17 protein-coding genes are annotated in these 16,241 nt (G+C 68.5%); 8 read left to right on the forward strand and 9 right to left on the reverse strand.

Translation table 11 applies throughout. The annotated features are described in order from the left end of the window. Positions 1 to 62: 62 nt before the first annotated feature. Together MFF22_RS03585 and glpX are read left to right on the forward strand one after the other, a co-directional pair. On the forward strand, positions 63 to 1,379 hold the full coding sequence (locus tag MFF22_RS03585; protein WP_238247563.1) for a homoserine dehydrogenase: 1,317 nt from the start codon (positions 63 to 65) through the stop codon (positions 1,377 to 1,379). Positions 1,380 to 1,516: 137 nt separating this feature from the next. Beyond that, a complete protein-coding gene (gene glpX, locus MFF22_RS03590) occupies positions 1,517 to 2,506 on the forward strand; it encodes a class II fructose-bisphosphatase (RefSeq protein WP_238247564.1) in 990 nt (329 codons plus the stop codon). A gap of 276 nt (positions 2,507 to 2,782) precedes the next feature. On the opposite strand, the gene MFF22_RS03595 is transcribed toward glpX, so the two are convergent. The 9 genes from MFF22_RS03595 to pedA1 all read right to left on the reverse strand — a co-directional run bounded on the left by MFF22_RS03595 (position 2,783) and on the right by pedA1 (position 11,417). Further along, positions 2,783 to 3,142: a hypothetical protein gene (locus MFF22_RS03595; RefSeq protein WP_238247565.1), complete on the reverse strand. Its 360-nt coding sequence runs from the start codon at positions 3,140 to 3,142 to the stop codon at positions 2,783 to 2,785. 175 nt (positions 3,143 to 3,317) lie between these two features. Continuing rightward, positions 3,318 to 5,873, reverse strand: a complete 2,556-nt coding sequence (locus tag MFF22_RS03600; RefSeq protein ID WP_238247566.1) for a TonB-dependent receptor — start codon at positions 5,871 to 5,873, stop codon at positions 3,318 to 3,320. A gap of 226 nt (positions 5,874 to 6,099) precedes the next feature. Beyond that, a complete protein-coding gene (locus MFF22_RS03605; RefSeq protein ID WP_238247567.1) occupies positions 6,100 to 6,720 on the reverse strand; it encodes a hypothetical protein in 621 nt (206 codons plus the stop codon). Beyond that, a complete protein-coding gene (pedC, locus tag MFF22_RS03610; protein ID WP_238247568.1) occupies positions 6,717 to 7,604 on the reverse strand; it encodes a lanthanide ABC transporter permease protein PedC in 888 nt (295 codons plus the stop codon). The genes MFF22_RS03605 and pedC overlap by 4 nt, the downstream gene beginning before the upstream one ends. A 17-nt stretch (positions 7,605 to 7,621) precedes the next feature. Continuing rightward, entirely contained in the window at positions 7,622 to 8,410 is a 789-nt protein-coding gene (gene pedB, locus MFF22_RS03615; RefSeq protein ID WP_442412695.1) for a lanthanide ABC transporter ATP-binding protein PedB/LutE, read from the reverse strand. Then, positions 8,365 to 8,610, reverse strand: coding sequence for a hypothetical protein (locus MFF22_RS03620; protein WP_238247570.1), 246 nt, complete (start codon positions 8,608 to 8,610; stop codon positions 8,365 to 8,367). The genes pedB and MFF22_RS03620 overlap by 46 nt, the downstream gene beginning before the upstream one ends. After that, complete coding sequence (locus MFF22_RS03625; RefSeq protein WP_238247571.1) at positions 8,610 to 9,053, reverse strand: cupredoxin domain-containing protein; 444 nt, start codon at positions 9,051 to 9,053, stop codon at positions 8,610 to 8,612. Before MFF22_RS03625 ends, MFF22_RS03620 begins: the two co-directional genes overlap by 1 nt. 40 nt (positions 9,054 to 9,093) lie before the next feature. Beyond that, positions 9,094 to 10,077, reverse strand: a complete 984-nt coding sequence (locus MFF22_RS03630; RefSeq protein ID WP_238247572.1) for a YVTN family beta-propeller repeat protein — start codon at positions 10,075 to 10,077, stop codon at positions 9,094 to 9,096. Between the two features lie 101 nt (positions 10,078 to 10,178). Beyond that, positions 10,179 to 11,417 carry a lanthanide ABC transporter ABC transporter substrate-binding protein PedA1 gene (gene pedA1, locus MFF22_RS03635; protein WP_238247573.1) on the reverse strand — a complete coding sequence of 413 codons (1,239 nt, stop codon included), beginning with the start codon at positions 11,415 to 11,417 and terminating at the stop codon, positions 10,179 to 10,181. Between the two features lie 176 nt (positions 11,418 to 11,593). On the opposite strand from pedA1, the gene MFF22_RS03640 reads away from it, so the two are divergent. The 6 genes from MFF22_RS03640 (at position 11,594) to MFF22_RS03665 (ending at position 16,230) form a co-directional block, all read left to right on the forward strand. Beyond that, the gene (locus MFF22_RS03640) at positions 11,594 to 12,118 is read left to right on the forward strand and encodes a DUF3280 domain-containing protein (protein ID WP_238247574.1); all 525 of its coding nucleotides are present in this window, start codon (positions 11,594 to 11,596) and stop codon (positions 12,116 to 12,118) included. 108 nt (positions 12,119 to 12,226) lie between these two features. Beyond that, on the forward strand, positions 12,227 to 12,925 hold the full coding sequence (locus MFF22_RS03645) for a (5-formylfuran-3-yl)methyl phosphate synthase (RefSeq protein ID WP_238247575.1): 699 nt from the start codon (positions 12,227 to 12,229) through the stop codon (positions 12,923 to 12,925). Then, positions 12,922 to 13,497, forward strand: coding sequence for an amino acid kinase family protein (locus tag MFF22_RS03650; RefSeq protein WP_238247576.1), 576 nt, complete (start codon positions 12,922 to 12,924; stop codon positions 13,495 to 13,497). Before MFF22_RS03645 ends, MFF22_RS03650 begins: the two co-directional genes overlap by 4 nt. After that, positions 13,494 to 15,065, forward strand: a complete 1,572-nt coding sequence (locus MFF22_RS03655) for a DUF6513 domain-containing protein (RefSeq protein WP_238247577.1) — start codon at positions 13,494 to 13,496, stop codon at positions 15,063 to 15,065. Before MFF22_RS03650 ends, MFF22_RS03655 begins: the two co-directional genes overlap by 4 nt. A gap of 4 nt (positions 15,066 to 15,069) precedes the next feature. Then, positions 15,070 to 15,678, forward strand: coding sequence for a DUF447 domain-containing protein (locus MFF22_RS03660; protein ID WP_238247578.1), 609 nt, complete (start codon positions 15,070 to 15,072; stop codon positions 15,676 to 15,678). Between the two features lie 18 nt (positions 15,679 to 15,696). Beyond that, positions 15,697 to 16,230, forward strand: coding sequence for an SRPBCC family protein (locus MFF22_RS03665; RefSeq protein ID WP_238247579.1), 534 nt, complete (start codon positions 15,697 to 15,699; stop codon positions 16,228 to 16,230). The last annotated feature ends 11 nt before the right edge of the window (positions 16,231 to 16,241 follow it).

Below are 16,241 nucleotides of genomic sequence, written 5' to 3' on the forward strand. Positions count from 1 at the left end.
ATGAGCCCCCCATCGCGGGAGGCGCGGCACGGGAGCCGCCGCCCGCGGCTACGGAAGGTCCCATGTCGCAGTCTCTTCGCATCGGCGTCGCCGGTCTCGGCACCGTCGGCGCAGCCGTCGTCCGCATGATCGCCCGCCGCCGGGAAGCCCTCCGCGCCTCCGGCCTGGATATCACGGTCACCGCCGTCGCCGCCCGGGACCGGACCCGCGACCGCGGCCTCGATCTCGCCGGCGTCGAATGGTTCGACGATCCCGTCGCCCTAGCGCGCTCGGGCGCGGTGGATGCCGTCGTCGAACTCATGGGGGGCGCCGAGGGCGCGGCACGGGAGACCGTCGCGGCCGCGCTGGCCGCCGGCAAGCCCGTCGTCACCGCCAACAAGGCGCTCCTGGCCAAGCACGGCGCTGCCCTCGCCGGGGCGGCCGAGACGGCGGGCGTCGCCCTAGCCTACGAGGCGGCGGTGGCCGGCGGCATTCCGGTGATCAAGTCCCTCCGCGAGGGGCTCGCCGGCAACGCAGTGTCCCGGGTCTATGGAATCCTGAACGGCACCTGCAACTACATCCTCAGCCGGATGGAGCGCGAAGGCCTGACCTTCGAGGCCTGCCTCAAGGACGCGCAGGCCCTGGGCTACGCCGAGGCCGACCCGACCTTCGACGTCGAGGGCTTCGACACCGCCCACAAGCTCGCCATCCTCACGAGCCTCGCCTTCGGGACGCAGGTGGATGCGGACGGCGTCTCGGTCGAGGGCATCTCCCGGGTCCAACCCCTGGACCTGCGCATGGCCGACGAGCTCGGCTACCGGATCAAGCTCTTGGGTGTTGCGCAATCGACGCCCGCGGGGATCGAGCAGCGCGTCCACCCGACGATGGTCCCGAAATCCTCGGCCATCGCGCAGGTGATGGGCGTGACCAACGCCGTGACCATCGATGCCGACGCCGTCGGCGAACTGACCCTGATCGGCCCCGGCGCCGGGGGCGAGGCCACCGCCTCGGCCGTCTTCGCCGACATCGCCGATGTGGCCCGCGGCACCGTGCGGCCGACCTTCGGGGTGGCGGCCGCCGGCATGGCCGCGCCCGCCCGCGCCGAGATGCAGCGCCATGAGGGCGGCTATTACATCCGCCTGACCGTTCACGACAGGCCCGGCGTCGCCGCGGGCGTCGCCCAGCGCATGGCCGAGCGCGAGATCTCGCTGGAGAGCATCCTGCAGCGGCGGGTCGAGGGGGCGGACAGCGACCCGCACGGCCGTTCGGGCCGGCCGGTGCCCCTGGTGCTCATCACCTACGCTGCCACGGAGGGGGCCATCCGCGAAGCCCTCGACGCGATCGCCGGGGACGGGCTGCTCGCGGAATCGCCGCAGTTGATCCGTATCGAGCGCGAGTAGAACGGCAAAGACGCCCGACATCGAATATTCAGGTTCGCGATCGCTTAACTAGGTCGACACGCGGTTCGGGCGGCTGCGCAAGGACTGGACGCACCGGGATCCGGCCGAAGACCGGGCCCGTCGAGGGACAGGAAACGATGATCGAGACCGGAACCCCGCAGCCGCAGCCCGTGCCGCGGACCCTCGCCCTCGAACTCGCAAGGGTGACGGAGCGCGCCGCGATCGCCGCGGCACGCCTGCGCGGCAAGGGCGATGAGAAGGCGGCCGACCAAGCGGCGGTCGATGCGATGCGGGCCGAACTCGGCGGCCTGCCGATCCGGGGCACCGTCGTCATCGGGGAAGGCGAGCGCGATCAGGCGCCGATGCTCTTCATCGGCGAGCGTCTCGGTTCGGGCGAGGGACCGGAGGTCGATATCGCCGTCGATCCCCTGGAGGGCACGACCCTCTGCGCCAAGGACATGCCCGGCGCCATCGCCGTCATGGCCCTCGCCCAGCGCGGCGCCCTGCTGGCCGCGCCCGATGTCTACATGCAGAAGATCGCCATCGGCCCCGGCTATCCGGCCGGCCTCGTCGATCTCGACGCGAGCCCGGCCGAGAACATCCGTGCCCTGGCCCGTGCCCGGAACTGTCCGCCGGACCAGATCACGGCGCTGATCCTCGACCGCCCCCGACATGCGAGCCTGATCGCGGAGGTCCGCGAAGCCGGCGCATCGGTACGGCTGATCACCGATGGGGATGTGGCCGGGATCATCTTCACCGCGAGCCCGGAGGAGACGGGCGTCGACATCTATCTCGGGACCGGCGCCGCCCCCGAAGGCGTGCTCGCCGCCGCCGCCCTGCGCTGCATCGGCGGACAGATGCAGGCCCGCCTCGTCCTCGACACGCCCGAGCGTCGCCGCCGGGCACAGGACATGGGCATCCGGGACTTCAACCGGAAATACGAGCTGAACGACCTCGCCGGGGGCGATGTCATCGTCGCCGCGACCGGCGTCACCGACGGGTCGCTCCTCCGGGGCGTCCGTTTCCGCCAGGACAGGATCCAGACGGAGACGGTGGTCTACCGTTCCGAGGCAGGGACGATCAGGCGGATCCTCGGCGAGCATCGGCGCGAGGTCGGCCGCGGCTGAGGGTTTTTAGCCTCGTCGCGCCCGCGGAAAAGACGTTACAGCGGTTTCGGCAATCCTTGGATCGCGTGCTTTCCGTCATTGCGAGCGAAGCAAAGCAATCCAGGGCAGCGGGACATCCCAGAACTGAGCGGATCCCTGGGTGGCTTCGCTGTCGCTCGCAAAGACGTTGCAGATCAGCCTGAAACCGCACTCGCGCGTAATCTATCATCCCTGGATCACGAAGCCTCGTCGTTCTTGCGAGCGGAGCGACGCGATCCAGGTGTCCGAGGCAATGCCCTACGGCAGGGCGCCCGCCTTCTCCTTGGCCTTCATGATGGTCTGACGGCATGCATCGGCATTGCCCGCCTTGTCCTCGTCCCGCGCCTGGGCGACGAGCTTCTTCGCCTCATCGACGCCCGAAGCAGTGGGCTTCACGTCCTTGTCGCCCGGGGTAAGCTTCGGCGGGGTCGCGAGCGCCTTGGGGGAATTGGAGGAGGTGGTGCCGCCCGGGGGCGTGGTGCCCGTGACTTCCGCCGCACCGGAGCTGTTCAGGCGCCGCTCCAACGTGCTCACCTCGTCGGCGCAGGGTGTGGCCAGGGCCGGTCCGGCGGTGGCGGTCGCCACGGCGGCGAAGGCGAGGACGAGGCGAAGCGACATGGACGTACTCCCGTTGGCGGCTCGGCAAGGGACAAAAGGGGCCGGCGCACCTGCGGGAGGCTGACGCGGGACACCCCGGAGCGTTCCTGAGACAGGACGACGCGCCGGGATTCCCCGCCCGTTCTGAGGGACCGCCCATCGTCCGATGCTCGGTCCCGTCACGATGATCGCCCGATCAGTATTTGCGGATGATCGGCTCGGGCGACATCGGCACCGGATCGGCGCCGAAGGCGTATTTGAAGCCCGCATAGACGGAGAGGGGCTGGGCCAGCGTCGTCGTGCGCGGATCGTTGATCGAGAGGTTCCCCGCGACCGGACCCGGCTCGGCGAAGGTGCCGAATGTGGCGTAGCGGTTGTTGGTCAGGTTGGTGATGAGTCCGAAGATCTCCAGGTTCTTCGTGACCTGATACTTCGTCTGGAAGTTCAGCACATAATAGGGTGGGAGCTTCCGGTTAAGGTTCGATTCGTCGCCGCGGTAGAAGGACGAGGAGAAGGCCTGAAGGTAGAGGCCGACCTGCCATTCCGGGGTAATGTAGTAATCGAACCCGGCCTTGATCTGGTGCGTCGGCACCAGCGGCACGACGTTGCCCTTGCGCACCTGGATCGCCCCGTCATCGGCGAGGGGGTTGTTGGGCGAGGACAGGGTGCCGTTGAACTGGAAGGTGGCATCGACCAGGGCGTAGTTCGCGTAGACCCGCAGGTAATCGGCCGTGTACTCGCCGCCGACCTCGATGCCCTGCCGCTGGGTCGAGGGCACGTTCACGAAATAGGCGCGGGCGGTGTTGCCGGGGGTGGCGAGGGAGAGGATGTCGTTGGTGAGATCGGTGCGGAAGGCGCCGATCTTGTAGGTGATGATGCCACCGTCATACCTGTTCGGCAGCTGACCGCGGAAGCCGACCTCGTAGGTCTGGCCGGTCACCTGTTTCAGCGGCGGATCGGCCACCAGGGAGTTCGGCAGCAGGCAAGGCTGGTTCGGGTTCGCGCAGGCGAGTTCGAGCGGCGTCGGGGCGCGGTTCGATTCCGAATAGCTGCCGTAGAGGTTCAGGGCGTCGAAGAACCGGTAGGTCAAGCCCGCAACGGGATTGATCTTGTTGTAGTAATGCGTGCCCGTCACGTCCGGCGAGAAGCCGGTGAGATCGAAGCTCTGGATCCGGGCGAAGTTCAACCGCGCCCCGGCCGTCACCGACAGGCGGTCGGTCAGGTCCAGGGTGTCCTGGGTGTAGAGGCCGAGATACAGGTTCGAGCCGTTGACAGAACTCGGCGCGATGCCCAGCGCCCCGGCCGTGCGGATATACGGCGTGCCGAGCCCCGGGATCGTCCCGTAATACGGGTTGTTCGGATCGGTGGTGATCGACAGGTTCGGGTTGATGACGCCCAGGGTGCTCGACGACTTGAACGAATAGTCCGCCGCGTCGATGCTGCCGCCGACGATGAAGGCGTTGTTGAAGCCGAAGATGCGGTCGCGGTTGGCGGCCTGCAGCGAGCCGCCGTAGCCGGTGGCCTCGGTCCGCGTGGTGTCGAGGGTGCCGTAGGGCACGTTGGCCGTGTACGGAATACGCTGATTCTGCTGGCCGAGGATCAGGAACTGGTTGCGGAAGGCAAGGTTCGTCTGCCCCGCGGCCGGGCTGAACCCGTCATCTTGGTAGCAGAGGAAGCCGCGGAAGCTGCTCTGCCGGCTGCATTGCTCGAAGTTCCCGTCGTTGCCATCGACGTAGGTTTGGCTGAAGCGGCGGAAATAGGCGTTGCCCGCGAGGTCCCAGGTCGGGGAAATATCGACGCGGCCGGTCAGCTGAAGGGTTCCGACTTCGGTCGTGGTGGTCTGCGGATAGGTGAAGATCGCCCGCGGATCCTGGTGGGTGAAGTCCACCGGGGTGGCGGCGGCGGCGCCGAAGAAGCTCCGGGCCGCGAGGCCGATGAGGTGGAACTCCGAATCCTGCGAGCGGTAGCCGAGATCTCCGTAGATCCGGCCGATCGTGCTCGGGCTCTCGTAGCGCCAGCCGCGGTCGTTCAGGCCGTCACCGGTGAAGTAGAAGCTCCAGGGGCCGGACACCTTGCCGTATTCGAGGTAACCCGCCGTCCGCGCGTCGGACCCGCCCCAGGCGCTGATCTCGGTGCCCTGCCACGTGAAGCCGTTCTTCATCTGGATGTTCACCGCGCCGCCGAGCGCGTTGAGGCCGAAGACCGGGTTTCCCGTCACCACGTCGATCCGCTGGATCGCCTGGGGTGGGATCAGGTCGAAGTTGACGATGTCGCCGAAGGCTTCGTTGATGCGCACGCCGTTCTGGTAGACGGCCAGTCCCTGGGGCGTACCCTGCACCGGCGAGGCGGTGAAGCCGCGATAGGTCACGTCCGGCCGGTTGGAGTTGCCCTGCGAGTCGGAGATGTTGATGCCCGGCGTCCGGCGGCCGAGGGTGGCGATGACGTTGTCGCTGCCGAGGTCGGCCTGGATATCCTGCGGCGTCACCGTCTCGACGGTGCTCGGGATCTTGTAGAGGGGCTGCTCGCTGCCCCTCAGCCGCGGGCCGGGGACCGGGACCCCGGCGGCGGCGGCTTGATCGAAGTTCTGGACGGCGCTCGAATTCCCGCCGCCGGCGCCGACCGGCGAGGTCGCCACGACGCTGATCTCCCCGAGGGTCACGGCCTGCTGCGCGCTCGCCGTGTTCATCGCCACCGCGCCCGCAAGGACCGACGCCGATGCCGTCAAGCATCCTCTGAGCGCCCGCAACGACATTCCCAGCCCCCTCGACAACCGACTTTACGAACCCGTTTGACGGGCTTGACGTCAGTGATGTCGAGACGGCCGGGGGACCGCAATCGTCCAGCGGCATTGTCCCAGGATGTTTCCGCCTCCGGGCCAACTATCGCGCGACGAGTGGCCCCTTCGCCACAGTTTTATCGCGATAAAACAATCACTTAAGGCACATCCGGCAAAGGCGCCCGGGACGATTAGGCAAGACCTAGAGGTGGGCCTGAATCCGCTTGGCGATCTCGCCGAGCCGCTGCTCGAGGAGTTGGGGCACCTCGCAGACATAAGTCAGCGACTGGCTGCGCTCCTGGAAGATCCGGCGGTCCCAGGCGAACTTCGATTCGAGATCCGTCTGGTCCTTGGGCAATTCAGTCGCATCGCCCTGGCTCGGTGCGTCCTTCACCTGGCTGATCTTGTCCGCCTCGTCACGGATCCGCTCGGCCATCCGGCGCTGGCCCTGGGCATAGCGGGCGATGCCGCCCATGACCTTGTCGCGCTCGCCGTTGATGACCTCGAACACCCCGGCATAGACCCGGGTCAGCGCCTTGTCCTTGGCATCCTTGTCGGCTCCGAGCTTCCCCACGTAGGCATCCAGCAGCGGGTCCACCTGGGACAGGTCGGTCCGGCGGGATGCGATCTTCTGGGCAAGCGCGGCGGCATCGGAGTCGTCGCCCCAATCCCCGGCAGAGGCGATGTCCGGCCCGGTCCAGAACTGGCCGGGGCTCAGGGTCTCGACCTTGCGCTGGACGCAGGGCCAGGTCGGGTCGGTCTTGGGCTGCGCCGCGGCGGCGGTGGCCGAGAGCAGCAGGGCGAGGGCAGCGTGTCTGATCATGGCGTTTCTCCGGCCGGACCGCCACGCCGGGCCATGAGACCACGGCCCGGATCGTAGGCGATGACGGCCATCGCGAAAAAGGCGAGCGTCGTCCCCACGACGACAAGGCAGGACACCGGCTCGATCTGCTCGTAGAGCGCGAAGCGCACGAGCTGCACGGCATGGGTGAAGGGGTTCAATTCGCAGATCCAGTAGAGCGTCTCGGACGATTCCCGGATCCGCCAGAGCGGGTAAAGGGCAGACGAGGCGAAGAACATCGGGAAGATCACGAAGTTCATCACGCTCGCGAAGTTCTCCAGTTGCCGCACCAGCGACGACAGGAACAGGCCGATGGCCCCGAGCATCAGCCCCGAGGCCAGGAAGGCCGGCAGGGCCGTCAGGTAGCCGAGCGTCGGGATGTCGGTTTCCCAGAAATACGCCACGGCGAGGAAGGCATAGGCCTGGACGATCGATACGGAGACGCCCGCGATCAGCTTGGCGAGCAGCAGCATCCAGCGGGGATAGGGCGAGGTGAGCAGCACCTTCATCGAGCCTACTTCCCGGTCGTAGACCATCGAGAGGGACGATTGCATGCCGTTGAACAGCTGGATCATCACCGCCAGCCCCGGCACCACGTAGACCTCGTAGAGCACGTAGGTCTGGTAGGGCGGCTCGATGGAGACCCCCAGCGTGTTGCGGAAGCCGGCCGCGAAGATGAACAGCCACACCAGAGGCCGGACCAGCGCCGAGAAGAACCGCTCCTTCTGATTGAAGAAGCGCAACAACTCCCGGCGAACGATGCCGCCGAGGCAGATCAGGTAGCCGACGGCATCGAGGCGGCCAAGCTGCCCCCTGGAAGTGCGGGCCTTCGCGTCGAGACCGACGACATTCGGCGAGGCAACCATGGCTGCGTTCTCCTCGCTCACGCCGCCACCTTCCCGCGCCCGGCGACGAGGCGGCGGAACGCCTCCTCCAGGCTCTCGCCGCCCTGGGCGATGGAACCGGCCGTCCCGTGGGCCACGATCCGACCGAGGTGGAGGACCACGGCGTCGTCCTCGGGGCGGATCTCCTCGAAAATGTGCGTCGCCCAGAGGACCGACAGCCCCTCTTCACGGACCAGGGCCCGGACGATGGCGACGATCCCGGCCCGGGATTCGAGGTCGAGGCCCACCGTCGGCTCGTCGAGGAGCAACAGGTCCGGGCGGTGGACCAGGGAGCGGGCGATCTCGATGCGCCGGGACTGGCCGCCCGACAGGGTGCGGACCTTGTCGCCCCGCCGGTCGGCGAGGCCGACCCGGTCGAGCAACTCGCCGATGCGCGCTTTCCCGGCCTTACGGGGAATGCCATGGAGGCTGGCGTGGTAGAGCAGGTTTTGCTCGACGGTCAGATCGGTGTCGAGGGTCCGCGCCTGGAACACGACGCCGAGTCGGGCCAGCGCCCGGGACGGCTCCCGGTCGAGGCCGTGGCCGAAGATCGCCACCCGGCCACTCTGGTTGTTGTAGAGGCGGGTGATCACCGAGAATAGCGTGGTCTTCCCCGCCCCGTTGGGGCCGAGCAACGCCGTGAATGTGCCGCGCTCGACCTTCATCGACACGTCGTCGAGGGCCGCCCGCGTGCCGAAGCGGTGGCCGACATTCGCCACGAGGAGGGCGGGCGCCTCCGCCGTCATCGGCCGAGCACCTTCCGGGCGTCGGATACGGCCTCGAGGCATTCATCGAACTCGCCCTCGCGCTGCTCGCGCTCGGCGTTCTTGAGGGCCTTCTTGAGCTTCGGCACGGCGGCCTCGGCGGGCTGGTTGGCCAGCGCGTTGCGGATCATCGTGATGCCTTCCGCGCACGACGACGCGTCGTCCGCCGCCAGGGCGGGGGTGGAGACCAGCAGGCCGAAGGCCACGAGCACGATCCCTCTCATCACTTCACCGTCAGCGTGCCGGTCATGCCCTTCGCCTCCAGACCGCGGGCTTCCCATTTGTAGGCCCCCGGCTTGATGGCGACGAACTCGATGGCGATCTCGCCGGGCTCGTCGAACTCGAGGTGATCGGGCGGCCCGCCGCCGTGGATCTCCTTGTGCTCGATGACGATCTGGTTGAGCCAGATGTAACGGAAGAACTCCGGCGCGTAGAACTTGTATTCCTGACCGCCCTTGGCGACGATCCGCAGGCGGTACGCCTTGCCGGACTCAAGTTCGATGTCCTTGTTCTCGACGACGAAGTCGTTGCCCTGGTCGTTGCCGAGGACAAGGTCGGGCAGGTTCTCCCGCTTCTTGGTGAGGTCGAGGGCCGAAGCCGGGCCCGCCGTCATCACCAGTGCGGCCGTCATTGCGAGCGGGCGCAGGAACTGTCCGAGAAAAGGCATTCGCACTCCGTCTGTCGCGGGCGGCAAGAGTCCCAGAAAATTAGTTTGGCGAGATCGCCACCCCCCAGGGCAGGAGACCAACGGAGATGCTTTTCACCACCTTCTCGGCCTCGACATCGATCACCGAGACGTCGTTCGAGGTGCCGTTGGTGGTGAACAACTGCTTCTGGTCGGGCGTGAAGGCGAGCTGCCAGACCCGCTGGCCCACGGGCAGATACTTCTGCACTTCGTAGGTCTTGGCATCGATCACCGCGACCCGGTTCGCCGGCCCGAGGGCGACGAAGGCCTTGGTCCCGTCCTTGGTGATGCGGATGCCCACGGGCTGGATCGCCTCGTCGTTCACGCTCGGGATCTTGAAGGTGATCTTCTTCACCACCCGGCGCGTGGCGACGTCGATGACGCTCACCGTGCCGCCGACCTCGGCCGAGACCCAGAGGAACTTGCCGTCGGCGGTGAACTCCGCGAAGCGCGGGCGGGCATCGACCAGCACGTTATCGATCACCTGGAAGGTCTTGGTGTCGATGAAGTGGGCCATGTTGGTGGTTTCGGAGGTGTTGACCAGGATCGAACCGTCCGGCGACAGGCCCATCCCCTCCGGCTCGACGCCGACCGGCACCTCCGCGAGAACCTTGTTCTTCTCGATGTCGATGATCGTGACTTGGCTGTCGTCCTCGTTGGCGACGTAGAGGGGGTTGCCGCTGGCGTTGAGGATGAACTGCTCCGGATCGGGCCCGGAGCGGAGCGAGCGCACGACCTTGCCCGTGGCGGTGTCGAGCACGTCGATGCGGTCGTCGTCGCTGGCGCAGACGAACAGTTCCTTGCCGTCCTTGGAGAGGGTCACGCCGCGGGGCCGGCGTCCGACCTTCCACGTCGCCGTCACGGCCATCGTGGTGGTATCGATGACGCTGACCGAATTGCCCTTCTCATTGCTGACGTAGGCCGTGAATGCGGAAGCCGGCACGCCCGTCGCGAGCCATAGCCCGAGGACGACGCCTCCCCACCCTGCCCCATGCTGGCGGCCCATCCGCTCTCCTCCCTCGGGCGCCCTCCCGGGGCGCTTCTCGAACCGGATTGTAGTGTCTCCGCCGCCGGATGCGAGGCCGGACGGCGCCGCAGGCCGAAGAATCACGGGAACTTGCAGGTGGTCTCCGGCAGGTCGACCCCCAGCGTGTCGAGGGGCGTGCGCTGGTGCAGGAAGCCCTGCTCCGGCGCCACGGACACCATCGACTTCGGCTGTACCACGATGATCGGCTGGCGCATCTGGTGATCCCACGGGCGGAAGCTGAGGGATGTGCCCTTGTAGGCCGGAAGGCCGAAGGACGGGTCCGTCAGGAACGGCATGATGGTGCCGGGATCGTTGACTTTCTTCGCCGTCACCGCATCACCCACCGTGCGCACCGCGACCCAGGCTTGGTAGTCGAGGGGCCGCATCAGCCGGCCGGCCATGCGCTTGAACCGGTTCTGGGCCTGGGCGGCGCCCCAGGTCTCGAGGACGGGCGACCACGTGGTCGGGGTGAGGCCCTGGGTGCCGCCCACCGGGCGGGGATCGACGGTGCGATAGGGGACATAGTCGCCCCAGTCGCCTTCCTCGTCGGCGACCACCGCCATGTCGTAGTCGAGCCCCCGCGTGAAGACTAACGCCTCCGCCCGTGTAGGCGTGTCGCCCCGGGCCTTGGCAAGGGGCCCGAAGGTCCAGGGCTTGTCGGCGGTGACCTTCAGGGCGAACTTGTGCGCCGAGTTGCGCAAGGCGTCGGCATAGGCCTTGTCGGCGTCCGTCGGGCCGACGATCAGGAACACCTTCCGCCAGCGCATCACCGTCAGGTACTGCGCCAGGGCGTCGGTGAACATCGACCGCGAGGGGATGACGTGGAACACGTTGGCCCGGCAATCCGCCCCGCGGAGCCGGTCGTCCGGCGCCCCGGCGTTGAACACCACGGCGCCGGAATCCTTCACAGCCTCGGCGACCTTCAGGACCTGATCGGCCGGCAGGGTGAGGACGATGTAGCGGATACCCGCCGCCGCCAACTCCTTGGCCGCGGCCACGGGGTCCGCGTCCGGCGACGCCAGCGGCTTCTCGTCGAGGACGAAGCTCTGCTTCATGAAGCGGCCGGTGGTGTTGTCGTCGGCAATGCCGAGCCGGGCGCCGGCGATCCCTTCGTCCTCGGGGACGGCTTCGGCATCGTAGGAGGCGGGCGCCTCCTGCGGCCGGTAGATCACCCCAATATGCGTCTCCAGCGGCGCGGGGGCCGGCTGCTGCGCCAGGGCCGGCCCGGCGGATCCCACAAGCAGCGCGAGGGCTGCGAGTACCGGACCGCGTCCAAGGTGAGATGCAGGATCTTGCATGCGCGCGGCCTGTATCAGCATCGGAGGGGTCCGCTCAAGCCGTCCGGCGAAGAAGCCGGCGCGGAAAAACCCTCCGCGGTAGCGGGAGTTGGGGCATCTCCCCCGGCTCGTCCATTGCCAAATCGTCCCAGCGAACGAATTGACCGCACACGATCATGAGACGGCCCACGATGGCCGGACGCCGGAGGAGACGCAGCATGGGACCGACCACACGCTTTCGCGCCCTGGCCGCACTCGTCCTGGTGGCCGCCCTGCCCGGCGCCGCCGCGGCGGCCACCGAGAAAGCTGCGGTCTTCCCCATCGAACTGCACGACCCCGGAGCGGCCTATGGCAGCCGCACCCGCCCGCTGGATGCGAAGAAGCTCACCCTCGTCACGGACGAGTTGCGGACTTCGCTCAAGGACCAAGCCGGCCTCGACGTGCTCGACACGGCGCCCGTGGCCAAGGAGGTCGAGCAGCAGGGTCCCCTCTACAAGTGCAACGGCTGCGCGACGGACATCGCCAAGGGCCTCGGCGCCGACCTCGTGGTGACGGGCTATGCCGAGCGCGGGGCCAACCAGATCTTCAACCTCAATGTCACGATCGCCGAGGCGGCGACGGGAAAGTTGATCCGCGGCGGGCAGGTGACGATCCGCGCCGATGACGACAACACCTGGGCGCATGCCATGCGCTGGCTGGTGAAGAACCGACTCCTGGCCGATCCCCTCCCCGCCAAACCGTAACCGGCCCCTCCCCTGCTCCCATCGTGATGACGAGGGGGGAGGACGGCCGACGACAAAACGTGTTTCCCTCGGGCCCGCTCTGGGCTAGCCCAGGCGTGTCGTTCCGGAATGCGTCCCATCGTGTCACCCGTTTCCTCTCCTCGCCTCCTCGTGAGCGTGCGCGACCCGGCCGAGGCCGAGGCGGCGCTGCTCGCCGGTGCCGACCTGATTGACGCCAAGGATCCCGCACGGGGGGCGCTCGGCGCCCTCGCCCCGGAGGTGGTCGCCGCGATCATGGCCCGCCTGCCGGGCCAGGGCGTCGAGACGAGTGCCGTGGCCGATTCCCCCGAAAGCCTCGCGGCCCTAGCCCGCAGCGGGGCGCGCTGGGTGAAGCACGGGGTGATCCGCGCCGAGTGGGGCGATGCGGAACGCCTCGCCCGGATCGCGAAGGCCGTGCCCGGCCGGGTGATCGCCGTGCTGTTCGCCGAGGACGAGCCGGGCGCCCATTGCGTGCCGGCCCTGCACGCGGCAGGCTTCGCGGGGGCGATGATCGACACCGCGGGCAAGCAGGGCGTTCGCCTGCCGGATCTCCTGGGGCCGGATGCGCTCGCGGCCTTCGCCGCGTCCTGCCGCGCCCGCTCCATGCTCTGCGGCCTCGCCGGCTCCCTCAGGATCGGCGACATCGCCACGCTCTCGGCCGCGGGGCCGGACTATCTCGGCTTCCGGGGTGGCCTCTGCCGGGGCTTCGACCGCACGAACGGGATCGACCCCCTCCGCGTCGCCGAGGCGGTGCGGGCGCTCCGCCCCCATGCGCAGGACGCGGCGTGAGGGCTGTCGTCAAGATCGGAGGCAGCCTCCTTGCAGACCCGCCGCGACTGAGCGCCGTGCTGGCAGAGCTCGCGGACGGGGGGCAAGGACCCTGCGTGGTCGTGCCCGGCGGCGGGCCGGATGCCGACGCCGTGCGGGCCGCTCAGCGGGAGGAAGGTTTTTCCGATGCGCAGGCCCATCGCCGCGCCCTCGGCGCGATGGGCGCGACGGCGGCCCGGTTCCGGGCCATCGAGCCCTGCCTCGTGACATCCCTCGCCCCCTGGGACGACACGTCGCCGGAGATGGTCCTCGTCTGGGATCCGGCCCTGCTCTGCGATGGCCACCCCGATATCCCCGAGACCTGGGATGTCACGTCCGATAGCCTCGCCCTCTGGCTCGCGTCGCGGATCGGCGCACCGGCCTGCACTTTGGTCAAATCCGCCGACGCCCCACGCGGCTGCGACGCGCATACCCTGTCGCGCATCGGCCTCGTGGATGCCGCCTTCCCAGACTTCGCGCGTTGCTTCAGCGGAGCCATCACGATTTGGGGGCCGGGCGGCCCCGTCCCGATCCGGCGCAGGGAGGCGGCATGAGCACGCCCGATCATCCCACGACCGGGCCCGTCGCCGGCGACCATCTCGTCTTCGTCACCGGCCGCCTCGCCCGGCCGCGGCTGGAGAAGATCGCCGCGAGCCTCCCCGATCGTTTCCGCTGGAGCATTGCGGATGCCGGCGTGAAGGTCGCCGCGCTGATGACCGAAGAGATCATCAAGCGCCGGATCGAGCTTCCCGAGGGCGCGACCCGGATCATCCTGCCGGGCCGCTGCCGGGCAAACCCGGACGCCCTCGCCGCCCATTTCGGCCTGCCCGTCGAGCGGGGCCCCGACGAGATCGTCGACCTGCCGGCCTGGCTCGGCCTGTCCGGACGCACCCTCGACCTGTCGGGCTACGACGTGCGGATCTTCTCCGAGATCGTCGATGCCTCGAAGATGACGCCGGAGCAGATCCTGGCCAAGGGGCTCAGCCTCGCCGCCAAGGGCGCCGACGTGATCGACCTCGGGGGCCTGCCGGACACCCCCTTCCCCCATCTCGAGGCGTCGGTGAGGGCGCTGAAGGGCGCGGGGCTGAAGGTCAGCGTCGATTCCTTTTCCCGCGACGAACTTTCCCGGGGCGCGAAGGCGGGGGCCGACTTCCTCCTCAGCCTCAACGAGGACACCCTCGACCTCGCCTTCGAGACCGGCGCAGTGCCGGTCCTCGTGCCGACGAGGCCCGACGACCTGCCCTCCCTCGACCGGGCGATCACCCGGATGCGGGAGGCCGGGCGGCCATTCCTGGCGGATCCGATCCTGGAGCCGATCCACCACGGCCTCGTGGATTCCATCGCCCGCTACCGGGAGACCCGCGCCCGCTGGCCCGACATCGAGATGATGATGGGCACCGGCAACCTCACTGAACTCACGGAGGCCGACAGCCTCGGCGTCACCGCCCTGCTGATGGGGATGTGTTCGGAGCTGGCAATCCGCAACGTGCTCATCGTCCAGGTCTCGAACCACACCCGCCGCACGGTGGAGGAGCACGATGCCGCCCGGCGGGTGATGTACGCCGCGAAGGGCGATGCGGCCCTGCCCAAGGGCTACGGGCGGGCGCTGCTGTCCCTCCACGACAAGCGCCCCTTCGTGCAGACCCCGGAAGAGCTCGCCCTGGCCGCCGCCGAGGTCCGCGACCCGAACTACCGGATCGCCGTGGCCGAGGACGGGATCCACGTCTACAACCGCGACATCCACAGGGTCGGCACCGACGCGATGGCCTTCTTTCCGGATCTCGACGTTCAGAGCGACGGGGCCCATGCCTTCTACCTCGGCGCGGAACTCGCCAAGGCAGAGACGGCGTGGCGGCTCGGCAAGCGTTACGTGCAGGACGAGCCCCTCGACTGGGGGTCGGCCGCCGACGCGCCGGACGAGGACACCACCGCCTTCAAGAAGGCCGGCCATACCAAGCATTCCGGTCCCGGCGCGCCGCCACCGGGCACCCGCGACGCCCGCGCGCCCGAGCGGGACGCGGTTGCACCGGAGACGATCTCCGCCACGCAGGCCGACCCCGAGCCGCCGCGCTCGCAGCCGCGGCTCGTCTGCGGCCGCGTCGTCCCCGCCGACGAGGCGTGAGGCGATGCCGCTGATCCTCGAGACGATCGTCACCACGGTCTCGCCCGGAGGCGCGCTCCACCTCGTGCCCTTCGGCCTGATCCGGGAGGACGGTGTCGCGGAAGCGGAGGCCTATGTCCTGGCCCCCTTCCGGCCCTCGCCCACCATCGAGAACCTGACCGCAAGCCCGTTCTTCGCGGCCTCCAGCCCCCGGGACATCCGGGTGATCGCCGGGGCCGTCACCGGGCGCCGGGACTGGCCGACCGAGCCCTGCGCGGCGATCCCGGGACGCCGGCTGGCGGACAGCTTCGGCCATGCCGAGTTCGAGGTGGTGGCGGTGGAGGACGATCCTAAGCGCCCCCGATACCGGACCCACATCCGCCATCTGGCTGCGCATGCGCCCTTCATCGGCTACAACCGGGCCCAGGCCGCCGTCGTGGAAGCGGCGGTGCTGTCGACCCGGCTGCACATGCTGGATCCGGAGAAGATCCTGAGCGAAATGACCTATCTCGCCATCGCGATCGGCAAGACGGCCGGTCCGCGGGAGCGCGAGGCCTGGGACTGGATCGAGGACAAGGTCGCCGCGGCCCTGGGGCCGGACGCCCGCATCCTCGGCCGGGTGAACCGCGCGTAGCGGGAGGAGAGAGCGGATATGAGAAAAATCACCCTGGCGACGGCGGCCGTCGCCGCGCTTGTGGCGGTCACCGCGCAGGCGCACGGGCCGACGCGGCGCAAGGTCTCCGAGTCGATCGAGATCAACGCCCCCGCCGACAAGGTCTGGGCCGTGGTCGGCGACTGGAAAGATGCCAGCTGGCTGGAGAACGTCACCAAGACGGAGACCCAGGGCGACGATCCGTCGAAGTCCAAGCGTGTCCTGACGCTGAAGAACGGCGACACGATCAACGAGACCGGCGGCAAATATAAGCCGGACGACAAGCTGTTCATGTTCTACATCGACAAGGTCGATGTGAAGGACCTTCCTGCCAACGACTATTCCGGCACCATCACCGTTGAGCCGGCGGGCGACGGCAAGTCGAAGGTGGAATGGAAGTCGGCCTTCTACCGCGGCTACATGAACAACGATCCGCCGCCGGACCTGAACGACGAGGCGTCCGAGAAGGGCGTGAGCAATTGGGTGAAGGCCAGCTTGCAGAACCTGAAGAGCAAGGTCGAGAAGGGCTCTTGAGCCGTCCTCGC

The organism is Methylobacterium persicinum, from assembly GCF_022179525.1.
GTDB classification, from domain to species: domain Bacteria; phylum Pseudomonadota; class Alphaproteobacteria; order Rhizobiales; family Beijerinckiaceae; genus Methylobacterium; species Methylobacterium persicinum.